Below are 24,032 nucleotides of genomic sequence, written 5' to 3'. Positions count from 1 at the left end.
AGCTGAGCAAAATTTCACAGTGAATATATAGACGATTGTGGATCTAATCATTTTGTTGCAAGGATAAACGGCTATCGCCGTCCCATCCCCGATATAGTTTTTTATTCGTTCCGATTCGTCACCCAGACTACTTCGGACTCCTGCTGCCCGTTAACGGGCCACCAGTGGAAGCCGTCCTGCTCGAGCAAAGCGTGCGCTTCATCCGGGCCCCACGACCCTGCCGGATATGGCCGCAGGTCGCTTGCATCCTCGGTCCATGCAGACGCAATCCGATCCACATATTGCCAAGCTAATGCTACCTCATCCCAACGGGTAAAGTAGGTCGAGTCGCCGCGAGCCGCATCGAACAGCAGCCTTTCATAAGCTTCCGGCGTATTCAATCCTACCTGACAGCTTTGGCAAAAATCCATTGCTACCGGGACAATAACTCCTTCGGAGCCCGGTCTCTTGGCATTGATTTTAATATAAATCCCTTCCATCGGCTGCACTCGGAAGACAAGCAAGTTCGGCTGCAGGTTTGTTTTATTGCCATGGTACACGTTCTCCGGCATATTTTTAAACTCGACGACGACTTCCGTCGTTTTAAGCGGCAGTCGTTTGCCCGTTCGAATGTAGAAAGGAACTCCCGCCCAGCGGAAATTATCTACGTATACCTTCGCTGCAAAATATGTCTCGGTATTGGAATTAGGATCCACTTTATCCTCTGAACGGTAACCGGGCAGTACCTTGCCATTGGCTTGACCTTCTGTATACTGGCCGCGAACGACATGCTTGCGGACTTCCTCCGGCGATGCAAAAGGTCTCAAGGAACGAAGAACTTTAACCTTCTCATCGCGAATATCTTCCGGATGGAGACGGCTCGGAGGCTCCATAGCCATCATCGTCACCATCTGCAGCATATGGTTCTGTCCCATGTCGCGCAGCGCTCCGGAATGGTCGTAATAGCCTCCGCGATCTTCCACCCCCACCGTTTCTCCGAGCGTAATTTGAATATTCGCTATGTACTTATTGTTCCAGAGCGGCTCAAAGAAGGCATTGGCAAAACGGACTACGTCAATGTTCTGAACCATTTCCTTCCCCAGATAATGGTCAATCCGGTATACTTCGTGCTCTTCGAATACTTCCCGAATTTCCTTATTCAGCTTCTCAGCGGAAGGCAGGTCGAAGCCGAATGGCTTCTCGATGACAAGACGGTGCCATCCTCCGCTTTCCAGCAGTCCTCCCGCTTTCAAATTGTGCGCCACACTTCCAAACAAATCCGGGGCCAACGCCAGATAGAACAACCGGTTGCCGGTAATACCGAACTGGTTCTCTAACCGGCCGGCAGCTATATTCAATTCGTTGAACGCTTCTACCCGGTTGATGTCCAAGGACATGTATTCAAAATGTTCGACGAAGCTAGTCCATTCCGGATCATCCGGAGTCACTTTATATCTGGCAAATTCCTTAATGGAATTCAGTACATCCTCATGAAATTGCTCCCGGCTCCGTTCGCGGCGGGCCAATCCGATGACCGCGAATTTATCCGACAGCTTCCCTTCCCGGTACAGGCTGTAGATGGCGGGAAACAGCTTGCGGCTGGCCAAATCTCCTGTTGCCCCAAAAATAAAGAACAGAACACCTGTTTCTTTAAAGTTATCGTGATTCGTATCAAGCATGGTTCATCTCTTCCCTTTACGAGGTAATATGGTAACGAGCTTACCTGTTTCTATTCCACCAGTTTAGCATACTCCCATCAAATTCGCCATGCGGCAAGCGAAGAAAATGGGCGGGCACCCCCGGTATTCGTCTATTCGCCCGCTCCATTAGGTGAATATACTATCTTGAATATATTAAGGAGGTGTGTGCAAGGTGTACAGAATCTACCCGGTCGATCAAACAACGTGCACCCCGTTCCAGGGCTTCCCGGTGATGGCTATGATGAAGGACGGAAGCCGGCAAATCGGCATCCTTGGCAGGATCGATAACAGTGAGCTTATTTTAAATGACGACGGCACTTCAGCAGAATTTGAAGCCAGCAGCGTCAAAGGAAAAACTGCGCGAATCCGGACGAGAAGACGGAGAAAAACGAGAAGCGTGAATAAAAGGACCGCCGCCTTTACGGCCGGACTGTCTCCGGAAATCGATCCGGAGCTGCAGGAGCAAGCCAGTCCTTGGCCGGGTTATCGGCAATCGCCTTTTGGCAGCCGAGCTGCGCTCCCCATAGACTCCATCGATTATTTGTTTCTTCTTCCAGTTTGATGCGATCATACATTTTATATGCAACAGATTAATCATGTCATCATCTCGGAGCCGGGAATTAGAGCGCGAGCCTCTGGGTTACCCATTCCCGGCTTTTCCATTGACTTGAATTGGGCTTTGCGTTTAAATTCTCTGTCTACTTCTCTGTTTAATTAGTCAGTGAAGGGATTTACTTAAACTAAAGCAGCGGTGAGCCAAATAATAATCAGAGATGACGTATCCTCTGCGAGAATAAAATTTCTGCGCGGACGGGTTAGGTTCATCCACGAACAGCTTGGCCGACTTACACCCATTTCTTCTTCCAAACTGCTCTACCGCATCCATCAATCTTCCGCCGAACCCACAGCTTTGATACTTACGATCAACAGCCAGCATCTCAATCAGCAATTCTTCGCCCCGTTTGTGAAACAGAACGAATCCGACAGGCTTGCCATTCGCCTCTCTGGAAAGTACCCAGACTTTCCCCTTGCGCAGCCTCTCATATATTTCCGTCCGGCTCACCGTTGTGTCAGGTCTTGCTTCTTTGGCATAGGGAATAAGCTCTTCTTCAATCATTCGTAAGATATACCGGTTATCCCCTTGCCTGTTACGGGTCCGAATCAACAACGTCCCCACCTCCAGCTATTGGCCTCCCCTTATCCTACGCTACGCTGGGAAACTTTGCTGTAGACTGTCGCCTCCAAACCAAGTCAACCACAGAATCGGGCGGGCTACCTCTCCGATTTGGCTTCAATAAAAGCTTTCTTACCGCCAAATCAAAATTTGACGGAACTCGGGAATCATAAGCTTCTAATCTATGTGGTCCAAGGATAAACGCCCGCGGCGTCCTTGATCTCTGATCAAGAAAGCCTGCGTTACCGTCGAAAGTTACCGATAACGATTTTTATACATTCTATCATTCAAAAAATGACTTTGGGAACCAACCTCTTTTTTACATAAAATCAGGTTCTCGTACTCAACTTAACAGATAAGGTGCTCATAATCCAAAAATGCTGCTGGTGCTTATGCAAATTAAAGGGGCGGATGGAATGAATAAGCATAATGAAGGAACGTACCGGGGAGAGGATCCATTGGACGACCCCCTGCATAGCCGCAAGGCTATGGGTGTAAACGAGGAGCGCAAGGGGATAACCGATAAGACCAAATCCATGATCGCCGCTTGGATCAGTCTGATTAGCAACGCATTGTTAACCGTCATCAAGCTGGTCATCGGCTGGATGTTCCATAGTCAGGTCCTGATCGCAGACGGAATCCACAACGCCGGCGATTTAATCGCTTCCGCCGCTGCGCTTGGTTCCATGCGGATAGCTAACCGCCCGGCAGACGAAGACCATCCTTATGGGCATGGCAAAGCAGAAGTCATAGGAGCCGGTCTGATCGCGCTCATTCTGGCCGCAGCGGCGATTTGGATCGGCTATCATTCATTCGAAGCTTTGTTTGCCCCTCCGGCAGGCGGCGCACATTGGATAGCTTTGGCAGCCGCTGTCGTATCCTTGGTGTGGAAGCAGCTGTTATATCTCTATACCATAAAGCTCGGCCGGCGGATAAACAGCAAAGGATTAATAGCTACTGCCTACGATCATCTGGCCGATGTCTATGCCTCGATCGCTGCAGTGATCGGAATTGGACTCGTTATGATGGGACAAGTATATGGCATCTCGTGGCTTGGTTATGGTGATCCGATGGCCGGAATCATCGTCAGCCTGCTCGTGTTGAAGCTGGCTTGGAGTATGGGCCGGGAGGCCATTGATATTTTGATGGAAAAAGCGGTGGACCCTGCCAAGCTGGAGAAATTCGTAACAATCGTACAGAGGTTCCCCGAAGTTAAACGAATCGACCGAATTCGTGCCCGTGAACACGGACATTACATTCTGGTCGACCTTCGGATTGGTGTTCCCGGGCACATGACTGTACAGCAAGGCCATGATTTAAGCCGCTTTATTAAACATTCGATCATGGAGGCCCATCCAGAGGTGGATGAAGTGCTCGTCCATCTTAATCCTTGGTATGCTTCACCCGAGTAAAAGAGGGTTCCAAAGATGATCAGCCCCAAGAAACGAACGATTCGGACTTGGGCTTATTTGAAATATTTTTTGCGCACCAGCCATAGAAAAGGCACACAAATAACGATGATAATGGCCGTAACGATGATTTTCGTGAAGTCCATAACGAGACCCCCCTCTCATTATATAAACTCCTTAATGGATTCCTGCCCACTCAATCCGCCAAGCCGTGTTTATGAGCGTATATCGCAGCCTGAGTACGATCATCCACCCCCAGCTTGGCCAATATATTGGTGACATGGAATTTCACTGTTTTAATTCCAATGAACAATCCGTCCGCCACTTCCTGGTTAGATTGTCCCTTGGCGATCAGCCGAAGCACCTCCATCTCTCGGTCTGTCAAATCATGATGAGGAGCCTGCTCCTGCTTAGGCTGCCGGAATCGGTTCATAATTTTGGTGGCCACCTGTGATTCCAGAATCGGCTGCCCCTTCACTGCCGCCCGGATAGCTTGGGCAATTTCGGACGCTCTGGACGTTTTCAATAAATAACTGAAGGCGCCGGCTTCAATAACCGGGTACATTTTCTCATCGTCCAAATAGCTGGTCAGCACAATGACTTTACAGTCGGGATAAATTTGCAGGAGCTTCCTCGTCGTCTCAATCCCGTCCATTCCTTCCATCACGAGATCCATCAGAACAATATCGGGCTTATATTCCTGGGCCAAGCGGATTCCATCGTTCCCGTTGCTCGCTTCCCCGACTACTTCAATGCCTTCCTCCGTGCCCAGCACCGCAGCTAATCCAATGCGCACCATTTCATGGTCATCTACCAGCAGCACCTTGATCGGTTGCTCCATCTGCCATCCAATCTCCCTTCTCTGCATCCATAATCGGCACCCGAATTTCGATACGTGTTCCCCGATTCGGGGCAGTCACTATATTCATGGATCCTCCTATTTCGTTCACCCGTTCATTCATCGAAACCAATCCATAAGAGGCCAGCTTTTTATCATCCAACACGAAGCCCACCCCATTATCACGAATAGACAGCCTTACCCCTTCCGGAGGCTGCAGCAGCTTTATCTCCATTTTGGTCGCCTTGGAATGGCGCAATGTATTCGACAACGCTTCTTGAACGATCCGGAACAGATGATCTTCAATTCCTTTTGGAAGCTGTATTTCATCATCCATCTCCCAGGAAATATCGATGGGGGTTTTGGCCTGCAGCTCCCGCAGAAGCTCAATAAGGCCTTGCGCCAGTAGCTTACCCTCCAAATGAACCGGCCGCAAATGAAGCAACAGCGCCCTCATCTCCGACTGGGCCACCGACGACATTTCCTCGATGAGATGGATTTGCCGCTTCGCTCGGTCAAAATCTTTATCCAACGTCCGGCCAACGGCTGTAGCGGTCATCGAAATGGCAAAAAGCTGCTGGCTGACCGCATCGTGCAGATCTCTAGCAAGCCTTTGCCTTTCTTCGACGACCGCCGAATATTTCGCTTTCTCAGCCAATTGCGCATTATCGTTAGACAATCTCTGCAGCGAGCTGACTTGCTCCTCCCATTTTTTGCTAACCCGGTTAAGCTGCTCTCCCAGTCTTCCGATTTCATCCTCGCCAAGCGGGGGGACCTTGCGGGATAAGTTGCCTTTCTCGAATAGCAGCATAATTTCCCGAAGCTGCTCCAGGCGAACACTGAGACGGCTTGCCTGCCAGTAACCAAATATAGCTCCGACCGCGAGAACCGCTGCAATGAGCACAAAGCCGATAATGATTCTTTCCTTCCACGTTTCCGGCACATCTATATAATCATAAGTATACAAAATATAGAGAATAATTCCGAGAAGGAGATGGCTGAAAAGAATAGACTCTCCCATGGTTCTCCATATCATATTGGTCAGTCTGTTCTTCAAAGCTTCGCTCCCCCCTCTGATCGATTTAATCCAATTCATTCTTATTAGCAATATCGGCTCTAAAAGTCCGATAAATTAAATATCACTGCTACATCACTTTAATATCTACATCGGCAACAACGTAAGAAATTACAAATTTGACCTTGTTCTCACTTGTATCATAATTAGGCGACTTCCAGTCCAGCTTGTTCAATATTCCTTCTTCCTTACGATAAGGAACATCGATTTGACCGAACAGAACAGAGCTCTCAATAGATACTCCGATATCCTCAGGAACGATCAGGTCGATATCGGATATGACTCCCTGCAGAACTACTGTCACTTCCTTCTCCTCAAGAATAGCGAGTGACAAATCCATATGGAGTTCTCCAATGACACACCATAGACTCATATTGTTAAGAACCCATGGACCTTTATCATACTTTATACTGTCGATGATCCGCTGCTTCTGCCTGTAATTCGATTCCTTATGCTGCTGTTTGGACTTAAAATAAAAGAGACCCAGTGAAATGAAAATGAGCGCCACCACTATCGTCATTTTGTCTCCCATGATAAAAAGCAGGCCAATCGCCAATAAGACGTAGCCCCGCTTTTTAGCATCCGTTTGAATGTATTGAACACCCAGAAAAATGAGGAAAAGGGCGACGATGGCTTCAAATCCGAAAATATGCTGTACGAGCAAAAATACTCCCGCACCGATGAATAGAAGATATGCATTCCGGTTTCGGTTCGTTTTTTGATTTTCCATGTCGCACCCCCCTGCAGTTGTAATCTTGGTAGAAGAAAACAATCCTAATTCAAGAATTAAACCTCTGAAAATTCCCGAATTCGCTGGATATGGGAGAAAAGCCATTGAGGCCTCTCTGTATCGCCCAATGGCTTTTTCCATCCATAGCATACCATATTGATTATTTCCGTCAAATACTATTTTGCTTCCGGTCCGGATTTCTCAACCGGAGCTTTTGTTTGAATCTGTTCAGAAAAACCCAGTTTTTCTTTTAATTGCTGCATTTGTTCGTCCACGGCTTGCTGTTTGGCCAAATCTGCCGTTCCATAGGAGGTTGCCCCGGGAGTATAGTTATAAGGCTTGCGACCGATTTCCGCCTCTACTTCCAGTTGGATAATTTTCTCCTCCATCCGGTGGAACCCGCGCGAAGCTTGCCCTCCTCCGATAACACCATTATAGACTACTTCCGACATCTGCTTCTTCGCCTTGGCCAGTTGAGCGCGAGACACCAGCTCATTGCGCTTGTTGCGCATTTTGTAGAACTCATCCTTCATTTCATGCAGCTGCTTCATCAACTCGTCAGCCTGGCTCTTGGACTGATAATGCATTTCGCTATATTCATTGACCTTCTGGTCGTAGTAAAGCTTCTCCTCCAGCGCTTGTCTGGCGATCGCTTCCTGACCATTCTTCAATGCTTCACCCGCTTGCTTTTCACGCTCCATGCTGTAGCGTCCGGCTTCCTCCATCCGCTGGCGAATCTTGCGCTCGTTGGCGATTTGCTTGGCTACCGTCACCTCGGCCTGAGCAATCTCTTCCTCCATATCTCTCAGATACTGGTTAAGCATAACGATCGGATCTTCCACCTTATCCAACATTTCATGAATAGACGCCTTCGTCATATCTTTAATTCTCGAAAATACTCCCATTTTTTACACGTCTCCCTTCTCATATTTAGCCACTTTGGCTTTTAATTCTTCGATTTCTTTTTGCAAAGCCTTCTTCTCAATATCCTTCATCATTTCATCCAAATCAGGCGACTTCGGCTGGGCCGGCTCATATTTCGGAGCGGACTCAGCGAAAGGACCTTTGTAACCGTAGGATGATGAATGCCCGCCTGGTATTTCAAAGGAAGGGCCGTAATCGGGTTCCTTCGGTACAATCATGCTTGCGATAAAGTACAGCAAAATCAAGGTACCGCTGGAGAATACTGCTGTGACGACCACGACGAGTCGAACCAAAGTCGAGTCCACGTTCAGCATTTCCGCCAATCCGCCGCACAAGCCGAACAGCTTGCTGTCTTTGCGTGAGCGATACAACTTTTTCATCGTTTAGTCCAACCCTCCTTCTCCAGCTTACGCTTTAATTGCTCCATTTCTTGCTCCAATGCGGACTGAATCGATGATCCGGCCTGCATAAAGGCTTCCTTGGTCATCTCCCGGACATCCTTCAGCGACTTGGCCACCATTTCCATATCCGAGACCCTCTCCTCCAGGCGATCAAACATCCGGTAGGTCTGCTGCGTTCCGCCGCTGCCGTTCAACCGTTCATTCAACCGCTGCTGCAGCCGGGCGGTCTCCATTCTTGCTTGATAATAACTCCGTTTGGCAGCTACCTCCTGGTAATCCGCCCTTAGCGACTGAAGCTGCTCCTCCAGCTCTTCTATAGGCCCTCTGGCATTCTCATAAAGCTCATAATATTTCAAGTATGTCTCTTCTTGCGTCATCTTCTCTTGCAGGGCCATTCGGGCAACCTGATCTTCCCCGGCTTTCAAGGCGAGCAGAGCTTGCTGCTCCCGCTTCTCCATAATCTCCTTAGCAGTCATGTACTGCCGCTTTAAAGTTTCCGCATGCTGTACACATTGAGAGTACAATCTCTCGGATTGTTGGATTTGCTCCCTTTGAGCCGCGAGATACTGATCGATCAGGCGAACCGGGTCCTCGCTTTGTTCAAGTCTGTCGTTGAGAGTGGCCACGGTAATATCCCGCATTCGTCTAAGTATGCTCATAAACCTTCCTCCTTCTCGGTATTTCCTATCTCCCCGGACTTAAGGATCAGTAGGTCCGGCCCGTTCCCTTCAGCATCGAGGCTCCGTATACGATCATCGCAATTGCAATTGCGATGCCGATCAGCCAGGAAAACTTGCCAATCAGGATGAGGATACCTAGCAGAAGAACGATTCCACCCATAATTTTGCGGCCACTCTGGATTCCGTAGTATCCAAGAGCCACCATGACAATCGGGATCAGGTATCCCATCAGCCCCCCCAGATTCAATCCGATTTTATTCAGCAGGATCAATGCTCCGCAACCGATGAGCAGGATAGCAAAACCGCTTTTTCCATCCAACTTCATTGTTGTTCACCGCCTCTCTTTGTCTTCTCGCTTGTTCATGTCTTTATTCTAGGTCATATCGCTTTAAGTCAAAACGGACCCCCGTCGGTTTTTGGCACTGGACCTAAGTCGGGGGACAAGCCAACCTTCGGTCAGACCCCTGCCCAGACCCTCTTTACAGCCGGCAAAAAGCCTTCCCCCGAAGCATGCAGGAGAAGGCTCTAGATACCATGTAAAAACTGTCTATTGAATGTCTCTTTTAAGAAATATCCAGTTGGCTATGGCGTACAATACAACCACGTAGATAGCGATAATGGTCAGGGAGAAGCCCAGCGTCATTCCTTCCATAAAAGGACGCCCCCCCATATTGATTACCGGATTTTTCATATAAACAGTCAGATCCGTGTTTGCGAAAATAATATACTTCGACCAGGCATACTTTGAAAAGAAGCCTGTCAAAATACTTCCCACGAAATTGGCTACAATCGAGATGCTGATCGCCAGCCCCAGACTTTTAAAAACAACCGCCATAAAAAACGACAGTGTCAGAAAAAAGACAAGTCCAGGCAGCTGGTAGAGGATGGCCATCAGCACGCTGCCCGGCGTCATCGTGCTATTCTCGATTCCAAACAGAATGGCTCCCAGCAGCAGGCTGAACATATACAGAATCGCATAAGTCGCCAGCATAAGCAGAATCAGGGTAGCATATTTGGAGCCCAGCACCGCACTACGGCTGGAAGGGCGAATCAGGAGCTGCTTGATCGTGCCATCCCTGTACTCATCGGTAATGATCTGAGCCCCCATAACCATCAAGTAGATCGTCACAAAAATGCCGAAGCCCGTATTCATATAGTTGGCAAAATCACCAAAGCCGATGCTTCCGGCCAATTCCTTCAAGAAAAAGAAAATAATGAAGCCGGCCATCAGAATGAAAGTAATCAGAAACAGGTAGAAAAACCAGCTTTGTTTTTTGCTGTTAATTTTCATCCATTCATTCTGAATTAATGAAATAAACCCCATATTATCGTTCCCCTTTCGTAAGGGACAGGAACATGTCCTCCAGTGTCGGAGACAGAGTCCGGATCTGGTAGAGAAGGATGTCCTCCCGTCCGAACAAGGCGACCACCTCGGGGATGCTCTCCCGGCTCAGTTCGACGGTTACGCTGTTGTCCTTCTTTTTAACTTCCCCGTACGACTCCAGCAATGCTGCCGCCTTCTGGGCGTCGTTTACCTCGAACAGAACCGGATAGATCATCATGCCTTCCGTTTCTCCATGAAGCTCCCTTTCGTCAACGAACTGACCGTCCTTAATGATTACGACTCTGTCACACAACAGCTCCACCTCGGATAGAAGGTGACTGGAGACGACAATCGCAATATTCTCTTCTTTGGCCAGCTTGCGCAAATAATCCCGCAGCTGTCGGATTCCGCTTGGGTCGAGCCCATTGGTCGGCTCATCCAGAAGCAGAATCGACGGCTGATGAAGCAGCGCCTGAGCAATTCCCAGACGCTGCTTCATACCGAGAGAGTAGGTCTTTACCTTGCGATAAATCGCGTCTTCCAGATCTACGAGCCGGACAATTTCCAGCATCCGTTCTTGGGAAACCGCCGTCTGACTCATTCTTGCAAAATGAATCAGATTTTTCCACCCGCTCATATAGCCATAAAGATCCGGGGTTTCGACGATCGCTCCTACGTGGCTCATCGCCTGGCTGCGTTCGGTTTTAATATTATGTCCGGCGATATAAATGTCGCCCTCGGTAATCGAAATAAGACCGACCATCATTCGAATGGTCGTCGTTTTGCCCGAACCGTTAGGCCCGAGAAAGCCGTACACCTCTCCGCGGCGGACCGTAAAAGAAAGCTGTTTAATGATCGGCCTGCCTTTAATTGTTTTGGATACGTTATTGAGTTGAATAACCGTTTCGTTGGACATATTCTTCCCCCCTTATCCAGTATATAGATGTAGAAATCAGATCAACGATTCCGGCCCTTTACCTCTAAATTAACGATAAAGCTCGCCTTGGTATGCAGCTTCGGTTAAAAATGACAATCGTCTATAGTTTTACCAGCGGGGCCTTAAAACAAAACACCTGCGAGCGAATTATTTCCCCAGAATAACCCAGCTGCCGTAAAGCGGCTTCGATCCACTGCTGAATCCCCAAGATAGCAAAAAGACAATGAAAAAACCACCAATAGTTAGCGCATGATACAGCAAGCTTCCTGCGGGAGCGACCAAATAAGTGCGGAAGACCGCAAGCAAAGCCGGGTGGACAAAATAGATTCCAAAGGAAACTCCGCCAATGGACATAAGAACTCGAGTTAGGCCTGTCCAGTGATTAAGGAGATGAGTGCAGAGAACCAGCAAACCGACCGTGGCGGTCGCTCCATATAGGTGAAATAGGATGGCCTCGGTTTCCCAACCAAAGCGGATTCCGAATGGGCTGACGATATGCAGCATGGTATAAGCGCTCCCGACAGCGACAGCAGCCGCGCTGGCTACCCAAGAATAGGAATGGAGCCATTGACGAAAACGGTCGTAATTCAATCCGATCCATCCTCCGACGCTAAATACGAAAGCGTAAGTAACGGCAAGGGAAGCGCCATGCGGCAGACCATTGCCGTAATAACGATACGCATAAGCCCCGGCCTGCACGGCTAACCCAATGAAGGGCAGCAGGTGCCGGAAGACGGAGAAGCGGTGAACTAAGGTCATCACAAGCGGAAATATCGCGTACAACTGAATAATAATAACCATAAAATATAAATGATAGCTGGCCTTCCCCCATAACAATTGATTCAAGAAGGTGTCGAAGGACCATGCTTTTAGCGAGACCGTCTTAAATAACCATGGATAGAAGAAGGAATAAAACAAGGACCAAAGGACATAGGGAATGACGATATATTGAATCCTTTTGCGATAAAAAGAAACAGCTTCCGAAAGGCTCCAGCGGTTATTATAACGATAAAACAATACGATACCGCTCAGCATAATAAAGACAGGTACGGCGAACGAGCTCATTTGGTTAATGATTAGATACAACAGTTGGGAACGGCTTCCTGACGCCAGCTCCACCGTTGCTCCGGCTGTCGAATGAATTAGAACGACCGCCCCTATGGCAAAGGCCCTCAGCAGCTCTAGTTCACGGATCCGGCCCGCGGATTTCCCGGTCTTGGCAGATGCAGAGGAGCGGCTTGCTTCATCCGATGCCAAATTTTCACTCCTGGCCATCGATCGCTCCATCAAGTATTCCTCCTGTAATTCAGTGCTAATTTAATTGGATTAGTATCCGATTTCTCGCTGATTGCTGCTAAATCTTGTTTCAACCCCAAGCCTTCTTGCACCTTTTTCTACTACCGTCCAAATAAGGGGCAAAAGATGGACGGGAAGGGCAAAATTGGAGAATGTAGTATAATGATCTAACTATATAGACAGCTCAGCATAAGTTCAAGAAAAATGTTTTCAACTATAATGGCCCGCAGCATTATTTTTACCCGCGCCATTTTTATCCGAAACAGGAAATAGCTTTCCGACATGGAAACTGCCCTTTTCAACAAGGGATTAAACAGCATTTATCTCATCATCGTCCCAAAAAAGGAAAATCTGTATACTCGCGCCTAATTTTATTGTTATATTGTTGGTAAAGAATCTAAATCAGAAAGCCGGGTGAGAAGGGTGGATTCAGTCATGCATAACCGATTAAAATCTATGTATTCCTATATGGAACAGGAAGCGCTGGACGCTGTAATCATTACATTTCCCAGACATGTTTATTATTTGAGCGGATTTGCCTCCGAGCCTCATGAAAGATTTATGGGCCTGATTCTTATCCGCCAGGAGGAGCCGCTGCTGCTCGTACCGGAATTGGACCGTGAGGCGGCCTTTCAAGCGACCGGCTGGGAAAAAATATTTACTCACAAGGATACGGATAATCCCTATCAGCTATTGAAGAAGCTCCTCTCTTCCTCGACAGAAAGGGTCGGGCTGGAGAAAAATTATTGGACGGTTCATCAATACGAGGCGCTGGCTGATATATTGGACGCCAAGGCCTATATCGATATAAGCCCGCCGCTGCTCGAAATGCGGAAGCTTAAAACCCGGGATGAATTGGAACGGATCCAGCATGCCGTCCGACTGGTGCAGCAAGTACTGCAGTATGGTGTAGAGCAAGTAAAGCCAGGAATAACGGAGCTAGATCTGGTAGCCGAATTGGAATACCGGATGAAAAAGCTAGGAGCCGATGGGCCGGCCTTCGATACAATGGTGCTCGCCGGAGAAAAATCCGCCCTGCCCCACGGCGTTCCTGGGACAAGGGCCATTCGCGAGGGAGAGCTTCTGCTGTTCGATCTCGGCCTCTACGCAGCCGGCTATTCCTCTGATATTACACGCACCTTTGCCGTTGGCGACATCGCGCCCGAGCTTACCGCCATATACGAGACCGTGCTGGAGGCCAATAGCCGAGCCATTGCCGCCGCCCGTCCGGGTACTCCGATTTCTCGTCTGGATCAAACGGCCAGACAATATATAGAGGAACAGGGCTACGGTCCCTACTTCATGCATCGGCTAGGCCACGGCCTCGGACTGGATGTACATGAATATCCTTCCATTCACGGTCAGAATGAAGACCTGCTTAAGGAAGGTATGGTCATGACCATCGAGCCCGGGATTTATTTACCCGGAGCAGGGGGCGTTCGCATTGAAGACGATATAGTCATCACTGCCAACGGGGTTCAAGTGTTGACGACCTATCCCAAAGCCTTCACCGTTATCGCCTGACCGATATGTCAGTTAAGAACACCACTAAAGGTTAGGGGCAGTCATCCTTGCGGCTGTCCCTTTGCCACGCGCAGCCCTCTCCAGGCGGTAATTGTAATTCAGCCGGCACAGCTCCAGCAAACGAAGCTTAATTCCTCTTCGAGGCACCGTTATCGTCAGCTTCTTTTTCCCGGCAAGGGTGAAGCAGCTTCCACAATCAGGAAGCTGATTAATAACGAGCTCATCCGGCCTCCTTCCGGAATAACGGCTTTGAATGAACTGACGACAGGCCTCTTGCTCAGCTACCTCCGCCGGCAGCTCTACCCATTCGGCCCCGGTCACCATCCCTTCATGAAGACAAAGCACCATGGCATAGGGGTGTTCTAAATAAATAACATCCTGATTGGAGCGTGCCGTTCGGTCGACGATCTGTTCTCCGCTCATTCGTTCCAGCGCTTCCATCTGTTTTTTGATTTTTTGAGCTTTTTCAAACTCCAGCTTATCTGCGCATTCTGTCATAGCCTGCCGCAAATATTCCAGCAGCTCCCCCTCAGACAGAGCCAACAACCGCTCCGCATGACGGACGGATTCACTGTAGGCTTCTTCGGAAATTTTACCTTCGCAAATCCCGCTGCACTTGCCCAGATGATAATGCAAGCAAACTTTTCGCGGAAGGTCGTCGCAAGTCCGGAGCTGATAATGCTCAGCCACCCAAGCCATCAATGAATTGCGAAATTCCATATTGGCGTAAGGGCCAAAGATGCGGGAAGCTGTTCTTCCGGTTATGTCCCCCCCTGTCCTCCCCCTTACAGCCATCCTGTTCCGATAGTAGGCTTCCAGCCGGGGATACTTGTCGTCCGTTAACTTTAAATAAGCGTATCCGCTGTTATCGCGCTTAAGCGCCCGGTTATATTTTGGTTGGTATCGCTTGATCAGATTATTTTCCAAAAGCAGGCTTTCAGCCTCGTTATGGACCAGGATCACCTCAATTCCGGCAATTTCTTCAACCAACAGCTTGTGACGGGATGAACTGCGGCCTTGATAGAAATAGGAGCGCAAACGATTCCGTAAATTTTTGGCTTTGCCGATATAAATAATGAGACCTTCAGTATTTTTCATTAAATAACATCCCGGGTGCTCTGGATAATGTGTCGGATCAAATACAAACTGCTTTTCCGTCCGCAATTTCCTCCCCCCTTTTATATCTCCCGCTTTGTCTCCTCAGGCCCCTCAAGTCTCCCTGTCGTGATCCCGTTCGCTACACATTATTACTATAGTAAAAACATAAAGTTTCTATATTTACAAAAGGATATATAAATCGCCAAATAGATTCCGACATATATAGCCGGATCAAATAAAACAACCTGGCCGCTTATTGCGCTCAGGCTGTTTTTCTTCCATTCCATTCAGGTTTAGAGAAAGCATCTAAAATTCCTCATCGATTACTTAATTAGCCCTTTGGCTGCCGCCCTGCAACCCCCTTAATAATAATCCATCAGATAAGGGGTCTGGCTAGTCAAACGTTCTGCCCATTCCTTTACCATCGCTTCACTTCCCTGAAGCCTTCCTATCGCATGCATCAGCTCCGGGCTCCGATAACCGATCAACATCGCGGTCAACGTCTGGATGTCGCAGCTCAGATCGGCTGCCGCTTTTTGGAGTTCATGCCCGCCGGTCTCGTTCCGCTCCATTCCAGAGCCTTCCGGCAGTGAACCGCTAGGCCGGATATTCGCCTCTCCTGCGCCACTAATCTCCACAGTGAACACCTGATGATTCCAGGGTGCATGACTATCCTCCAGAGCGAGGGTAAGACGGGTCTGCCGGCCAGTCGCTGTAAACTTGTATTCTCTTAAAAATGCTTCGGCGTCCACCACTCTGGCCATGAAATAAGGGATCGTTTCCTGTTTAAAACGGGGATTCTGGAGAATAAACGGCAGCGGATCGTCCGCCGGCGCTTTCAGCTTAACGGACCGGATCATCGAATCATGATTAGCAATAAATTTCCATAGGGAAGCTCTTGCCTTCTCATGAAGGCAAACAAAATCATGAACGGTCATTATGCTGTCCGCTACATGGTACTGCAAGTATCCGGCCGGTTTACCCGTTTCATTATAGAATACAACTACAGACCCCTTGTTCTTCCAAAATCGGATTTCCCACCATTCGTTTGTTCTTTCCAGCATCCCGTTATAAGCTTCGGCATATTCGGCATAGAGCTTTTTAATCAGATCCCGGTCCTCTGTCCTCTCCACTCTTCCATCTATTGTAAAATAGTGGGGAAGATGCTTCGCTTCGAGCTCATATTCCTTGTACTCCACATAAGTTTCCCAGCCGAATTTGCGATAGAACGGAAATTCAAAAGGGTGCAGGCAAGCTAACGTCTGTCCTTGCTCCCTCATGATGTGAAGGGCGTTAACCAGAAGCTTTCCTACCATTCCTTTGCGCCGATACTCTGGCCACGTAGCTACGGAAGCTACACCGCCGAACTTCATCTTCCTCCCGTTAATCCATGTAGTCATAGGATGAATGGTCATCTTGGCCGCCAGCTTGCCGTCAATGAAATACCCCCACTGATCCTCTGGTTTGGTCGAAGCCATTCTTTCCGCCCGTTGTTCCGAACTAAGCTCATACTGGAAAGCAAATTCGGAAAGCTTAATACTTTCAGCCAGTTCCTCTCGATTTAATTGCCTGATCATTTCCATAAACGTATCTTGTCCCCTTAACTCTCTTCAGAGCCTATCATCTTATTTAAGCCATGGTTTGTGGCTGATGTATCCTACACCACTCTATAAATCTTACCATGGACGTTCTCCTTAACAAAGTCTCCGTAAATAAATCTCGCTTATTTTTACTTCAACCATCGCATTCTCCCCTTAACGAAGCTTCTCGGCAAAGAAAGAAGCCTACAACCAACGGGGTTATAGGCTTTCAAAAAATATATATCATAAAAAGGGGGGTCGATAATTAGTATAGGCGATCGACATTAAGGGAGGATGAAAATAAGATTACATTTGTGTTACAAAGAATGGAAAATTTGGGCAACAATTCATTCCAATAGGTGTCAATTCCTCCAATCCTATACAGCAAAAAGAAGATTTTAACCATTTTGAAACCTTTTTTACAAAAATAAGTCTTAGTACCTATTCATTGTGATAAAAAGCAAAATTTTAACGAAAAAAGTCGAAAATAAACAGAATTAATAGTTCTTTAGATTTATATAAAATGAGACGTTTTATCCATTTCATTTCGTAAGCGTTTTATTACTAAACTGGAAAAATACCAATTGGGAACATTTTCCGCCCTTTTTCCAATAAAGGCTGTGTTATGCTTTTTGAGCAAGCCCAAAATTGGTAATTTAGGAGGATGATATTTATAGAGTCTGAAATTCTTCCCTTTTCAGAGTGACTGAAAACTAGAGTTAAGTACTAAACCAAATTCATTCGGAGGTAGAAGCTGAAAATGAAAAAGAAAATCATATCCTGTATAATTGCCGCTTCTATTGGACTTAGCGCGATTCCTTTTCAAGCCATGGCCGCTACCGATGGACAAGGAACTATAAAAGTCGTGAACAGTGTTAATTTCCGCACACAACCTAATGTAAACAGCAATCAAATCCGTTCTTTGAAAACGGGTGAAACTTTAGATATTATAGGACAACCTAATTCTTATTGGTATCAAGTCAAGGATAAAAACGGAAAAACCGGCTATGTTTCTTCATCCTCCAAGTATGTAAGCGTGGTGAACCAGCCCGCTTCCAATGGAGGCAGCATTTCGGCTAATGCCGCGACGCCGTCTGCTTCTTCTTCAGCCAAGGTGGAGAAGATCATTAGCACGGGAATGAAGTATCTTGGTACTCCCTATGAATTCGGTTCCAACCGGAATAGTACCAAAACCTTCGATTGTTCGGATTTCGTCCGTCGAGCCTTCATAGAGGGTGTGGGAGTCACTCTTCCTTCCGATTCCAGGAAACAAGCGGACTATGTAAAGAAAAAAGGCAACACCACAACCAACTGGAGAAACCTGAAGCGCGGAGACCTTATGTTCTTCATGGATTATAAAGGATCTACGGCTTCCTCTTATAAAGGAATTAACAAATCCAAGCAAAGAATTAGCCACGTCGGAATCTATCTTGGAAATGGTAAAATTCTCCATACCTATTCTAAAAAATCCGGCGGAGTACGCGTAGACAGCATCGCCGGCAAGCATTGGGAGCACCGCTTCGTCTTTGGTGGTTCCGCCCTGTAATTAATATTTAGTTTGAGAATTAAGCTTGGCCTTGTGCCAAGCTTAATTCTTTACCGTTACGTGCTAGGCGCCAAATGACGGGTACAATTGTACAATAGACAGTTCCAATGCTCCTCTGTATGCTGCAATACGCAGATAGACGTGTTGTGAAGCGGGGTTATCTCGCGGTCCTTGACAAGGCCTCCGATCGTTGCACGAATCCAGGCACCGTGACTTACAATCAGCACTTTATCCCGGGGATGCTTGCGAATAATTTCTTTAAGAAAGCTCAGGCTGCGTTCCCTGACCTCCCCAATGCTTTCCTCTCCGTGATCCAATTCCCGCCACTGGCTTCCCCAAAGTTCGATTCTTTCCTGTTCGATGGTTCCATCCAGACGTCCATGGGACTTCTCCCGTAATCTCGGGTCGGTTCCCGTTAGCGGTATGCCTATGGCTGAAGCAATTAGTTCAGCCGTCCTCCTTGCTCTGATCAGATCACTCGTATAGATATAATCCCAATTTTCCTGAGCCAGTCGGTTTCCAATCAGCCGTGCTTGCTGCAATCCCTCTTCGTTCAACGGAATATCCCGCTGTCCTTGTGCCCTGCCTTCGCGATTCCAATCCGTTACTCCGTGCCGGACCAAGCCTATTGTCGTCATGGCTTCTCCTCCATCCCTAATGAAATTTAAGGCTCATTTCGTCATGAGCGAACCTAGTCCATAGCCTGCCCAGGCCATGGTCAGCCCGGCGCTATAGCTAATGGCCATATAGACAAGGGCCGTCCCCCATTTGCGATCCGCCGCGAGCTTGACATTTTCCAGCTTAAATGTGGAAAATGTAGTGTACGCGCCCAGAAAACCGACGCCGAATAAAATCTCAGCCCAGCGGGTCATTCCCGCTCCAATAACCATTCCAAGAAGCAGTGAGCCGGATAAATTGACAAAAAGAGTTCCATAAGGGAAAGAGGAAGGAAACCTTCTTGCGACCCAGACCGACACGGCATATCTGGCTATCGCTCCACAGAATCCTCCGGCCGCCACCCATAAGCCATAGAGATTCAACGTCCCTCCTCCTTTCCTCCGGGAACCCTCACAGTACTTCCGATTCTCCAGCCCACCCAAGCGGCAGCCAATCCTCCCAAGAGACTCGCCAATAGATAGAGAGAAGCCGTTCCCCATTGCCCCCCGGCCATAAGCTGGATGGTCTCTACACTGAACGTGGAAAACGTGGTAAAAGAACCGATGAACCCCGTTCCAACCCCCGTAGTCAGCCAAGCAGGAACAGAACATTTACGCGACCAGTACGAGGTCAGCCAGCTTAGTAGCAGACATCCGATCATATTGACTGTCCACGTACCGGCGATGGAAGGCCCGCCGGCAGCCGCAGCAACCCCCATCCCGACGTAATATCGGGCCAGGGCACCCAGAGCCCCCGCCAGACCGACAACGAAGTAGATCACTTCGCGATTCCCCAAGCCTGGGCCCATTGCTGCACTTCGTCCATAACCGGCTTTAAGGCTTTTCCTTTATCCGTTAATGTATATTCAATTCTAACCGGTGTTTCCGGATATACTTTACGTTCCACAATTCCGGCCGACTCCAGTTCCTTGAACCGTTCCGACAACATCCGATCGCTCATGCTTGGAATCTGGTCCGAAATATCTTTAAACCGCATAGGCCCACTCATTAATACATGGATGATGAGTCCGGTCCAGCGTTTGCCAAGCAATTCAAAAGCGGATTCCATATTGGGACACAGCTGTTTTTCTTGCATAACTATCACTCCTTCCTTCATTATTTTATCATAGCTGTATTCCGTAGTAATTGAAAATTTAATTGTCCTTAATAAATAGTAAGCTAATTATTATTGTATACTTTTTATGTAATTGTAAATATCGATTTTCTACAGTTGTATTGTGGTGGTGAAGAAAAGTACCCGGAAGGCGAACCTTCCGGGCACTCAACCGCTTCTCTCTGATTTCTGCATCAACCATTAAGGACAACTTAAGCCGGCTCCTTATAGGGGCCGGCCTGTTGGATCAAGCAGCGTTTCGGTTGTGATCTTTGAGCAGGCGGGCCCCCGTCATTGCCCCGCCTCTTGGATGAATTGGTCTGCTTTTTCCCCTGCAACCCTTACGGCTGTATTAACATCTACCCCATCAGCGACCATACTGGTTACACCTTCGCGCAAAAATTTATAAATCTCCGTATCAAATCTTGTACTTACAGGCAGCGGAGCGGGATCAACGGAATAGATACCCTGCAGATTTTTCCCTTCAAAGCTATTTGCTGAACTGGAATACTGGTTTCTCAGTTCCGGATCCTCCATAATTGTCAAGCGGCTGCCCTTATTCATTTCAATCTGGGCTTCTTCCGAAATAAGCGTTTCAATGACGCGGTAAGCCGCCTCCTTATTTTTTGCGGTTTGGGGGACTACTGCCAGATGAAAGTCTACTTCACGCCCGATTCCCGGACGATCAGAAAATTGCGGATAAGAAACCATATCCCATTGAACTCCGGTCTCCTGCATAATTGGAACCCGGCTTTGAGTCGCTGCAATCCAATAAGGGTGCATAGCAAGCCTTTTTTCCTTCATGAAGAAATCCATTCCGTAGCTGTATTTGTTATCGGGTCCAACAATTCCCGGGATGCTGTAAATTTCTTTTAGCAGTTGAAAGCTTTGCCGAAACTCCTCATTATCTATGGCCGCTTTGCTCCCGGCTTCGTCCACAACCGGCAGGGAACGGGATCGGATCATCGCTTGAATTGGACCAGGATCAAGTCCTATATAGGAAACTCCGTCAACCGTTTGGGTCACTTTACGGGCCAACGCCACCACTTCATCCCAGGTCATATTATCGGTTGGATAATCGACACCAAGCAGATCAAAGATATCCTTGTTATACAACAACACTCCATAATTCATCGAATAAGGGATGCCATACAGCTCTCCCCCCTCGCCGAACTGTTCCATTACTTTCATCGCATGCCGATCCAGCTTCGACAAATCAACTCCATCCCGTTCCACCCAGTCGTTAAGATCGCTCCCCAATCCATAATCCAACACTTCACGCAAGTAGTAATTGCTCGTAACAATAAGGTCGGGAATTTCATTTGCCGCTACCATTGCATCCATTTTGACATCTTTAATCTGCTCAATCGTTATTTGAGGGTATTTATCCTGCACAGGCTTTATGAACAGATCATGCAAATCTTGCTCCGTATTAATACCTGCGTTATAAGAATACAACTTAATCGTTACCGGATCACTGCTTAACTCTTCTTTGCCAGGACTAACCGCCTCTGTACCCGGAACAGGGTCCTTTCCCATATTCGTTTGATCCCTGGGACTTTCCCCTCCGCCGCTGCATCCCGCTAAAAGTAACGGAACCATCATACATCCAATAACTGCGGTATGTAGCTGTTTGCGTAACATCATTTGAATCATCCTCCTAATTATCAAATAGTTTTTCGGCGTTTAGCCGAGGCAGATGGGACAAGGCTTTGGCCAACCCATCCAAATTGCTCTCCTCCTACTACTTTCGCAGGGGGGTTATTTATGTGAACCACATTTTAAACTGGTAAAAATAGTTTAAAATATGGAGCCGGCAACGGGATTCAAAATTCGGCGAAAGGCAAGCGGTCATATCAAATCATTTTCATTCGATATCATCCTTTGGCGTGTACTTGTTAGGAATGCGGACCGTAAACACCGAGCCTTTGCCGTATTCACTCTCCGCCTCCACTTCACCGTGGTGGGCTTCGACCAGGGCTTGGACAATGCTGAGGCCCAGCCCCACCCCCGAGTTAAAGCGTGAACGCGATTTGTCCGCACGGTACAGCCGGTTGAAGATATAGGGTAAATCTTCCTCTTCAATGCCGATACCGGTATCGCGGCAGACTATATAGGTATGGTCCGGACCGCAGCTGACCGATAAATGAACGGTTCCCCCGGGACGGTTGTATTTATTAGCATTGGAGACGATGTTGGAAATAATCTGGATCGTCTTGTCCCTATCCACTTCACAGAAGCAGGGGACGGTGGAACCTTCAAATGTTAATCGGATGCTTTTATTGCGGGCCAAGGGCTGAAAATTCTCATATACTCTTCTCCCCAACTTGACCATATCCGTCCGTTTGATGTTCAGGTTGAATTTGGCGCTCTCCGCTTCAGACAGCCTTTCCATATCATTGATAAGCCGGGACAGCCGCTCAAGTTCTTCATAGATTTCACTCATTCGCTCTTCATCGGGCTCATAGATTCCGTCCTGAATGGCTTCTATTTGAGACAGCATCGAAGTAAGCGGAGTACGAAGCTCGTGGGTCAGATCCTCCATAAGGTGCTGCCGCCAATCGTCCTGTTTCTTCAGTTCCTTCACCATTCCATTCATCGTAACGGCCAGCTTCCTTACTTCCTCCGGTCCTCTTATCGGAATATTCAACTCCCTCTTGCCCATGCGGATCAAATTGGTCTGTTCTTCCAATAAAGTCAAATGCCTAGATAACATCCGGGCAATCCACAGACTGAACATTAAGGAGACCACCAATACGGAAGTATAGATGAGCTTCAAACGGGTCCTCATCGTTTCCTGATATTGGATCATCGCCGGACTGAGGTTTTTTCTGGCCACCAAATGAGCTGCGGTCACTTTCCCCGTAATCTCTCCACGAAGGACATAAGAAACCGGCTCCAGCTTCTCCAGTTCCACCCCTTCCGACTCGGCAATCATATCGAACCACACCTGTTGTTCCCTTTCATCCGTATAGCGGATCAGGATCCCATACAGATTGGCCCTGCGCCTGAGCCATTCCTCATCCTCTGAACCGAGCGATCCGGTTAGCCCCTTGCTGCGCATATCATCCATCAGCTTGTACACATTGCTGTTCAACAGGCTGGTATGATACTTATTGAACAGCTGCTCCCAGTTAATGTTATACAAGATGGTCAGAATCAGAATGAAGATAAGGGAAAAGCTGAAAAAAGCAAGGAACAACAGGACATTCATTCTTCTAAAAAACGTAACTATGATGCTTATCATTCCTCATCCAATACGGCACAGAACTGGTAGCCCCTCCCGATGCGGGTTAAGATATAACGGGGGGGCTGTCCTTCGGGCTCGAGTTTTTTTCTTAAATTTTTCACATGGGCATCAATCGTACGGCTATCTCCCTCAAACCGGTATCCCTGCACCAAATAGGACAATTCACTGCGGTTGAAAATTTTGGTTTCGTTCTCCATCAAAACACTGAGCAGCTTATATTCCGTAGCTGTCAGACTGACCAATTTCCCTTCCACTTGGACCCAACGTGAGGAAGTATTAATAATAAGCCGGCGGTGGTCATAGGAAAAAATATGACTCTGCTTGTTTTCCGCGATGGAAGGCTTCAGTCTCCGCTTCAGGGCTTGGATCCGCGCAACCACCTCTTTCACGCGAAAAGGCTTGGCAATATAATCATCCGCCCCGAGATTCAACCCACGGATCGTATCATTCTCGCGGTTTTTGGAGGTGATCATAATTATGGGAACATTGGACTTTTCACGGATTTTGGCGCATACCTCTTCCCCGCTTAAGCCAGCCAGCTTGAGATCAAGCAGGATCAGGTCGTATTGTTCTTGGTCAAACCGCCGGACAGCCTCATGTCCATCAGCTGTGTAATCCACCTTCCAGCCTTCCTTCTCCAAATAAGCTTTCAGAACATTTCTAATTTTAGGCTCGTCTTCTACAATAAATATGTTCACTTTCCCCAGCCCCCTAAAACAGGATGTGATAATTGTTTCCACTTACATCACTATTTTAGCTAATAATTAGTTTAGACAGTTTATTAAATGAAATTAAAG

25 protein-coding genes are annotated in these 24,032 nt (G+C 47.8%); 4 read left to right on the top strand and 21 right to left on the bottom strand.

Translation table 11 applies throughout. The annotated features are described in order from the left end of the window. Positions 1-101: 101 nt before the first annotated feature. Positions 102-1,658 carry a glucose-6-phosphate dehydrogenase gene (gene zwf / locus KJS69_RS01530; protein ID WP_213581247.1) on the bottom strand — a complete coding sequence of 519 codons (1,557 nt, stop codon included), beginning with the start codon at positions 1,656-1,658 and terminating at the stop codon, positions 102-104. Positions 1,659-1,851: 193 nt separating this feature from the next. Between zwf and KJS69_RS01525 the strand changes: the two genes are divergently transcribed. Next, a complete protein-coding gene (locus KJS69_RS01525; protein ID WP_213581246.1) occupies positions 1,852-2,241 on the top strand; it encodes a hypothetical protein in 390 nt (129 codons plus the stop codon). A gap of 156 nt (positions 2,242-2,397) precedes the next feature. Here the strand turns inward: KJS69_RS01525 and KJS69_RS01520 are convergent, their stop codons facing one another. Further along, entirely contained in the window at positions 2,398-2,847 is a 450-nt protein-coding gene (locus KJS69_RS01520; RefSeq protein WP_213581245.1) for a GNAT family N-acetyltransferase, read from the bottom strand. A gap of 494 nt (positions 2,848-3,341) precedes the next feature. Between KJS69_RS01520 and KJS69_RS01515 the strand changes: the two genes are divergently transcribed. Then, complete coding sequence (locus KJS69_RS01515) at positions 3,342-4,265, top strand: cation diffusion facilitator family transporter (protein WP_249730349.1); 924 nt, start codon at positions 3,342-3,344, stop codon at positions 4,263-4,265. Between the two features lie 193 nt (positions 4,266-4,458). Here KJS69_RS01515 and KJS69_RS01510 read toward each other — a convergent pair whose 3' ends face one another. The 10 genes from KJS69_RS01510 to KJS69_RS01465 form a co-directional block, all read right to left on the bottom strand. Further along, positions 4,459-5,103, bottom strand: a complete 645-nt coding sequence (locus KJS69_RS01510; protein WP_213581244.1) for a response regulator — start codon at positions 5,101-5,103, stop codon at positions 4,459-4,461. Further along, positions 5,069-6,196: a sensor histidine kinase gene (locus KJS69_RS01505; protein ID WP_249730296.1), complete on the bottom strand. Its 1,128-nt coding sequence runs from the start codon at positions 6,194-6,196 to the stop codon at positions 5,069-5,071. The genes KJS69_RS01510 and KJS69_RS01505 overlap by 35 nt, the downstream gene beginning before the upstream one ends. A gap of 49 nt (positions 6,197-6,245) precedes the next feature. After that, the gene (gene liaF, locus KJS69_RS01500; protein WP_213581243.1) at positions 6,246-6,905 is read right to left on the bottom strand and encodes a cell wall-active antibiotics response protein LiaF; all 660 of its coding nucleotides are present in this window, start codon (positions 6,903-6,905) and stop codon (positions 6,246-6,248) included. A 176-nt stretch (positions 6,906-7,081) separates the two neighbouring features. Then, positions 7,082-7,810 (bottom strand): PspA/IM30 family protein, encoded by a 729-nt coding sequence (locus KJS69_RS01495; protein ID WP_213581242.1) that lies wholly within the window; start codon positions 7,808-7,810, stop codon positions 7,082-7,084. Positions 7,811-7,813: 3 nt separating this feature from the next. After that, positions 7,814-8,209, bottom strand: coding sequence for a PspC domain-containing protein (locus KJS69_RS01490; protein ID WP_213581241.1), 396 nt, complete (start codon positions 8,207-8,209; stop codon positions 7,814-7,816). After that, positions 8,206-8,889: a PspA/IM30 family protein gene (locus KJS69_RS01485; protein WP_213581240.1), complete on the bottom strand. Its 684-nt coding sequence runs from the start codon at positions 8,887-8,889 to the stop codon at positions 8,206-8,208. Before KJS69_RS01485 ends, KJS69_RS01490 begins: the two co-directional genes overlap by 4 nt. A 46-nt stretch (positions 8,890-8,935) precedes the next feature. Further along, a complete protein-coding gene (locus KJS69_RS01480) occupies positions 8,936-9,235 on the bottom strand; it encodes a LiaF transmembrane domain-containing protein (protein WP_213581239.1) in 300 nt (99 codons plus the stop codon). Between the two features lie 222 nt (positions 9,236-9,457). Beyond that, positions 9,458-10,234 (bottom strand): ABC transporter permease, encoded by a 777-nt coding sequence (locus KJS69_RS01475; protein ID WP_213581238.1) that lies wholly within the window; start codon positions 10,232-10,234, stop codon positions 9,458-9,460. 1 nt (position 10,235) lies between these two features. Continuing rightward, on the bottom strand, positions 10,236-11,150 hold the full coding sequence (locus KJS69_RS01470; RefSeq protein WP_213581237.1) for an ABC transporter ATP-binding protein: 915 nt from the start codon (positions 11,148-11,150) through the stop codon (positions 10,236-10,238). A 168-nt stretch (positions 11,151-11,318) separates the two neighbouring features. Continuing rightward, complete coding sequence (locus KJS69_RS01465; protein WP_213581236.1) at positions 11,319-12,458, bottom strand: acyltransferase; 1,140 nt, start codon at positions 12,456-12,458, stop codon at positions 11,319-11,321. 444 nt (positions 12,459-12,902) lie between these two features. On the opposite strand from KJS69_RS01465, the gene KJS69_RS01460 reads away from it, so the two are divergent. After that, positions 12,903-13,991, top strand: coding sequence for a M24 family metallopeptidase (locus KJS69_RS01460; RefSeq protein ID WP_213581235.1), 1,089 nt, complete (start codon positions 12,903-12,905; stop codon positions 13,989-13,991). 24 nt (positions 13,992-14,015) lie between these two features. Here the strand turns inward: KJS69_RS01460 and KJS69_RS01455 are convergent, their stop codons facing one another. Continuing rightward, on the bottom strand, positions 14,016-15,155 hold the full coding sequence (locus KJS69_RS01455) for a GIY-YIG nuclease family protein (RefSeq protein WP_283777428.1): 1,140 nt from the start codon (positions 15,153-15,155) through the stop codon (positions 14,016-14,018). Positions 15,156-15,451: 296 nt separating this feature from the next. Then, the gene (locus KJS69_RS01450) at positions 15,452-16,672 is read right to left on the bottom strand and encodes a GNAT family N-acetyltransferase (RefSeq protein ID WP_213581233.1); all 1,221 of its coding nucleotides are present in this window, start codon (positions 16,670-16,672) and stop codon (positions 15,452-15,454) included. Between the two features lie 757 nt (positions 16,673-17,429). Here KJS69_RS01450 and KJS69_RS01445 point away from each other — a divergent pair. Beyond that, complete coding sequence (locus tag KJS69_RS01445) at positions 17,430-18,215, top strand: C40 family peptidase (RefSeq protein WP_213581232.1); 786 nt, start codon at positions 17,430-17,432, stop codon at positions 18,213-18,215. A 56-nt stretch (positions 18,216-18,271) separates the two neighbouring features. On the opposite strand, the gene KJS69_RS01440 is transcribed toward KJS69_RS01445, so the two are convergent. From KJS69_RS01440 to KJS69_RS01410, 7 genes are all read right to left on the bottom strand, one after another. Next, the gene (locus tag KJS69_RS01440) at positions 18,272-18,853 is read right to left on the bottom strand and encodes a histidine phosphatase family protein (RefSeq protein ID WP_213581231.1); all 582 of its coding nucleotides are present in this window, start codon (positions 18,851-18,853) and stop codon (positions 18,272-18,274) included. A gap of 33 nt (positions 18,854-18,886) precedes the next feature. Next, entirely contained in the window at positions 18,887-19,255 is a 369-nt protein-coding gene (gene crcB, locus KJS69_RS01435) for a fluoride efflux transporter CrcB (protein WP_213581905.1), read from the bottom strand. After that, positions 19,252-19,653: a fluoride efflux transporter CrcB gene (gene crcB, locus KJS69_RS01430; RefSeq protein ID WP_249730295.1), complete on the bottom strand. Its 402-nt coding sequence runs from the start codon at positions 19,651-19,653 to the stop codon at positions 19,252-19,254. Before crcB (KJS69_RS01430) ends, crcB (KJS69_RS01435) begins: the two co-directional genes overlap by 4 nt. After that, on the bottom strand, positions 19,650-19,967 hold the full coding sequence (locus KJS69_RS01425) for a winged helix-turn-helix transcriptional regulator (protein WP_213581229.1): 318 nt from the start codon (positions 19,965-19,967) through the stop codon (positions 19,650-19,652). Before KJS69_RS01425 ends, crcB (KJS69_RS01430) begins: the two co-directional genes overlap by 4 nt. Positions 19,968-20,276: 309 nt before the next feature. Beyond that, positions 20,277-21,632 carry an ABC transporter substrate-binding protein gene (locus KJS69_RS01420; protein ID WP_213581228.1) on the bottom strand — a complete coding sequence of 452 codons (1,356 nt, stop codon included), beginning with the start codon at positions 21,630-21,632 and terminating at the stop codon, positions 20,277-20,279. Between the two features lie 220 nt (positions 21,633-21,852). Beyond that, the gene (locus tag KJS69_RS01415) at positions 21,853-23,232 is read right to left on the bottom strand and encodes a sensor histidine kinase (protein ID WP_213581227.1); all 1,380 of its coding nucleotides are present in this window, start codon (positions 23,230-23,232) and stop codon (positions 21,853-21,855) included. Continuing rightward, the gene (locus tag KJS69_RS01410; RefSeq protein WP_213581226.1) at positions 23,229-23,933 is read right to left on the bottom strand and encodes a response regulator transcription factor; all 705 of its coding nucleotides are present in this window, start codon (positions 23,931-23,933) and stop codon (positions 23,229-23,231) included. The genes KJS69_RS01415 and KJS69_RS01410 overlap by 4 nt, the downstream gene beginning before the upstream one ends. Between the last annotated feature and the right edge of the window lie 99 nt (positions 23,934-24,032).

The organism is Paenibacillus sp. J2TS4, from assembly GCF_018403245.1.
Lineage (GTDB): Bacteria > Bacillota > Bacilli > Paenibacillales > NBRC-103111 > Paenibacillus_L.
This window is presented reverse-complemented; position numbering and strand designations above follow the sequence as displayed.

Bases quoted from the DNA above. Each gene is read 5' to 3' on its own strand.
- KJS69_RS01495 (WP_213581242.1), bottom strand. From the start codon at position 7,810: ATGGGAGTATTTTCGAGAATTAAAGATATGACGAAGGCGTCTATTCAT.
- KJS69_RS01425 (WP_213581229.1), bottom strand. From the start codon at position 19,967: ATGCAAGAAAAACAGCTGTGTCCCAATATGGAATCCGCTTTTGAATTG.
- KJS69_RS01440 (WP_213581231.1), bottom strand. From the start codon at position 18,853: ATGACGACAATAGGCTTGGTCCGGCACGGAGTAACGGATTGGAATCGC.
- KJS69_RS01470 (WP_213581237.1), bottom strand. From the start codon at position 11,150: ATGTCCAACGAAACGGTTATTCAACTCAATAACGTATCCAAAACAATT.
- KJS69_RS01415 (WP_213581227.1), bottom strand. From the start codon at position 23,232: ATGATAAGCATCATAGTTACGTTTTTTAGAAGAATGAATGTCCTGTTG.
- KJS69_RS01465 (WP_213581236.1), bottom strand. From the start codon at position 12,458: ATGGAGCGATCGATGGCCAGGAGTGAAAATTTGGCATCGGATGAAGCA.
- liaF (WP_213581243.1), bottom strand. From the start codon at position 6,905: ATGGAAAATCAAAAAACGAACCGAAACCGGAATGCATATCTTCTATTC.
- KJS69_RS01510 (WP_213581244.1), bottom strand. From the start codon at position 5,103: ATGGAGCAACCGATCAAGGTGCTGCTGGTAGATGACCATGAAATGGTG.
- KJS69_RS01445 (WP_213581232.1), top strand. From the start codon at position 17,430: ATGAAAAAGAAAATCATATCCTGTATAATTGCCGCTTCTATTGGACTT.
- KJS69_RS01480 (WP_213581239.1), bottom strand. From the start codon at position 9,235: ATGAAGTTGGATGGAAAAAGCGGTTTTGCTATCCTGCTCATCGGTTGC.
- KJS69_RS01490 (WP_213581241.1), bottom strand. From the start codon at position 8,209: ATGAAAAAGTTGTATCGCTCACGCAAAGACAGCAAGCTGTTCGGCTTG.
- KJS69_RS01485 (WP_213581240.1), bottom strand. From the start codon at position 8,889: ATGAGCATACTTAGACGAATGCGGGATATTACCGTGGCCACTCTCAAC.
- KJS69_RS01475 (WP_213581238.1), bottom strand. From the start codon at position 10,234: ATGGGGTTTATTTCATTAATTCAGAATGAATGGATGAAAATTAACAGC.
- KJS69_RS01505 (WP_249730296.1), bottom strand. From the start codon at position 6,196: ATGAATTGGATTAAATCGATCAGAGGGGGGAGCGAAGCTTTGAAGAAC.
- KJS69_RS01450 (WP_213581233.1), bottom strand. From the start codon at position 16,672: ATGGAAATGATCAGGCAATTAAATCGAGAGGAACTGGCTGAAAGTATT.
- zwf (WP_213581247.1), bottom strand. From the start codon at position 1,658: ATGCTTGATACGAATCACGATAACTTTAAAGAAACAGGTGTTCTGTTC.
- KJS69_RS01420 (WP_213581228.1), bottom strand. From the start codon at position 21,632: ATGATGTTACGCAAACAGCTACATACCGCAGTTATTGGATGTATGATG.
- KJS69_RS01460 (WP_213581235.1), top strand. From the start codon at position 12,903: ATGCATAACCGATTAAAATCTATGTATTCCTATATGGAACAGGAAGCG.
- KJS69_RS01515 (WP_249730349.1), top strand. From the start codon at position 3,342: ATGGGTGTAAACGAGGAGCGCAAGGGGATAACCGATAAGACCAAATCC.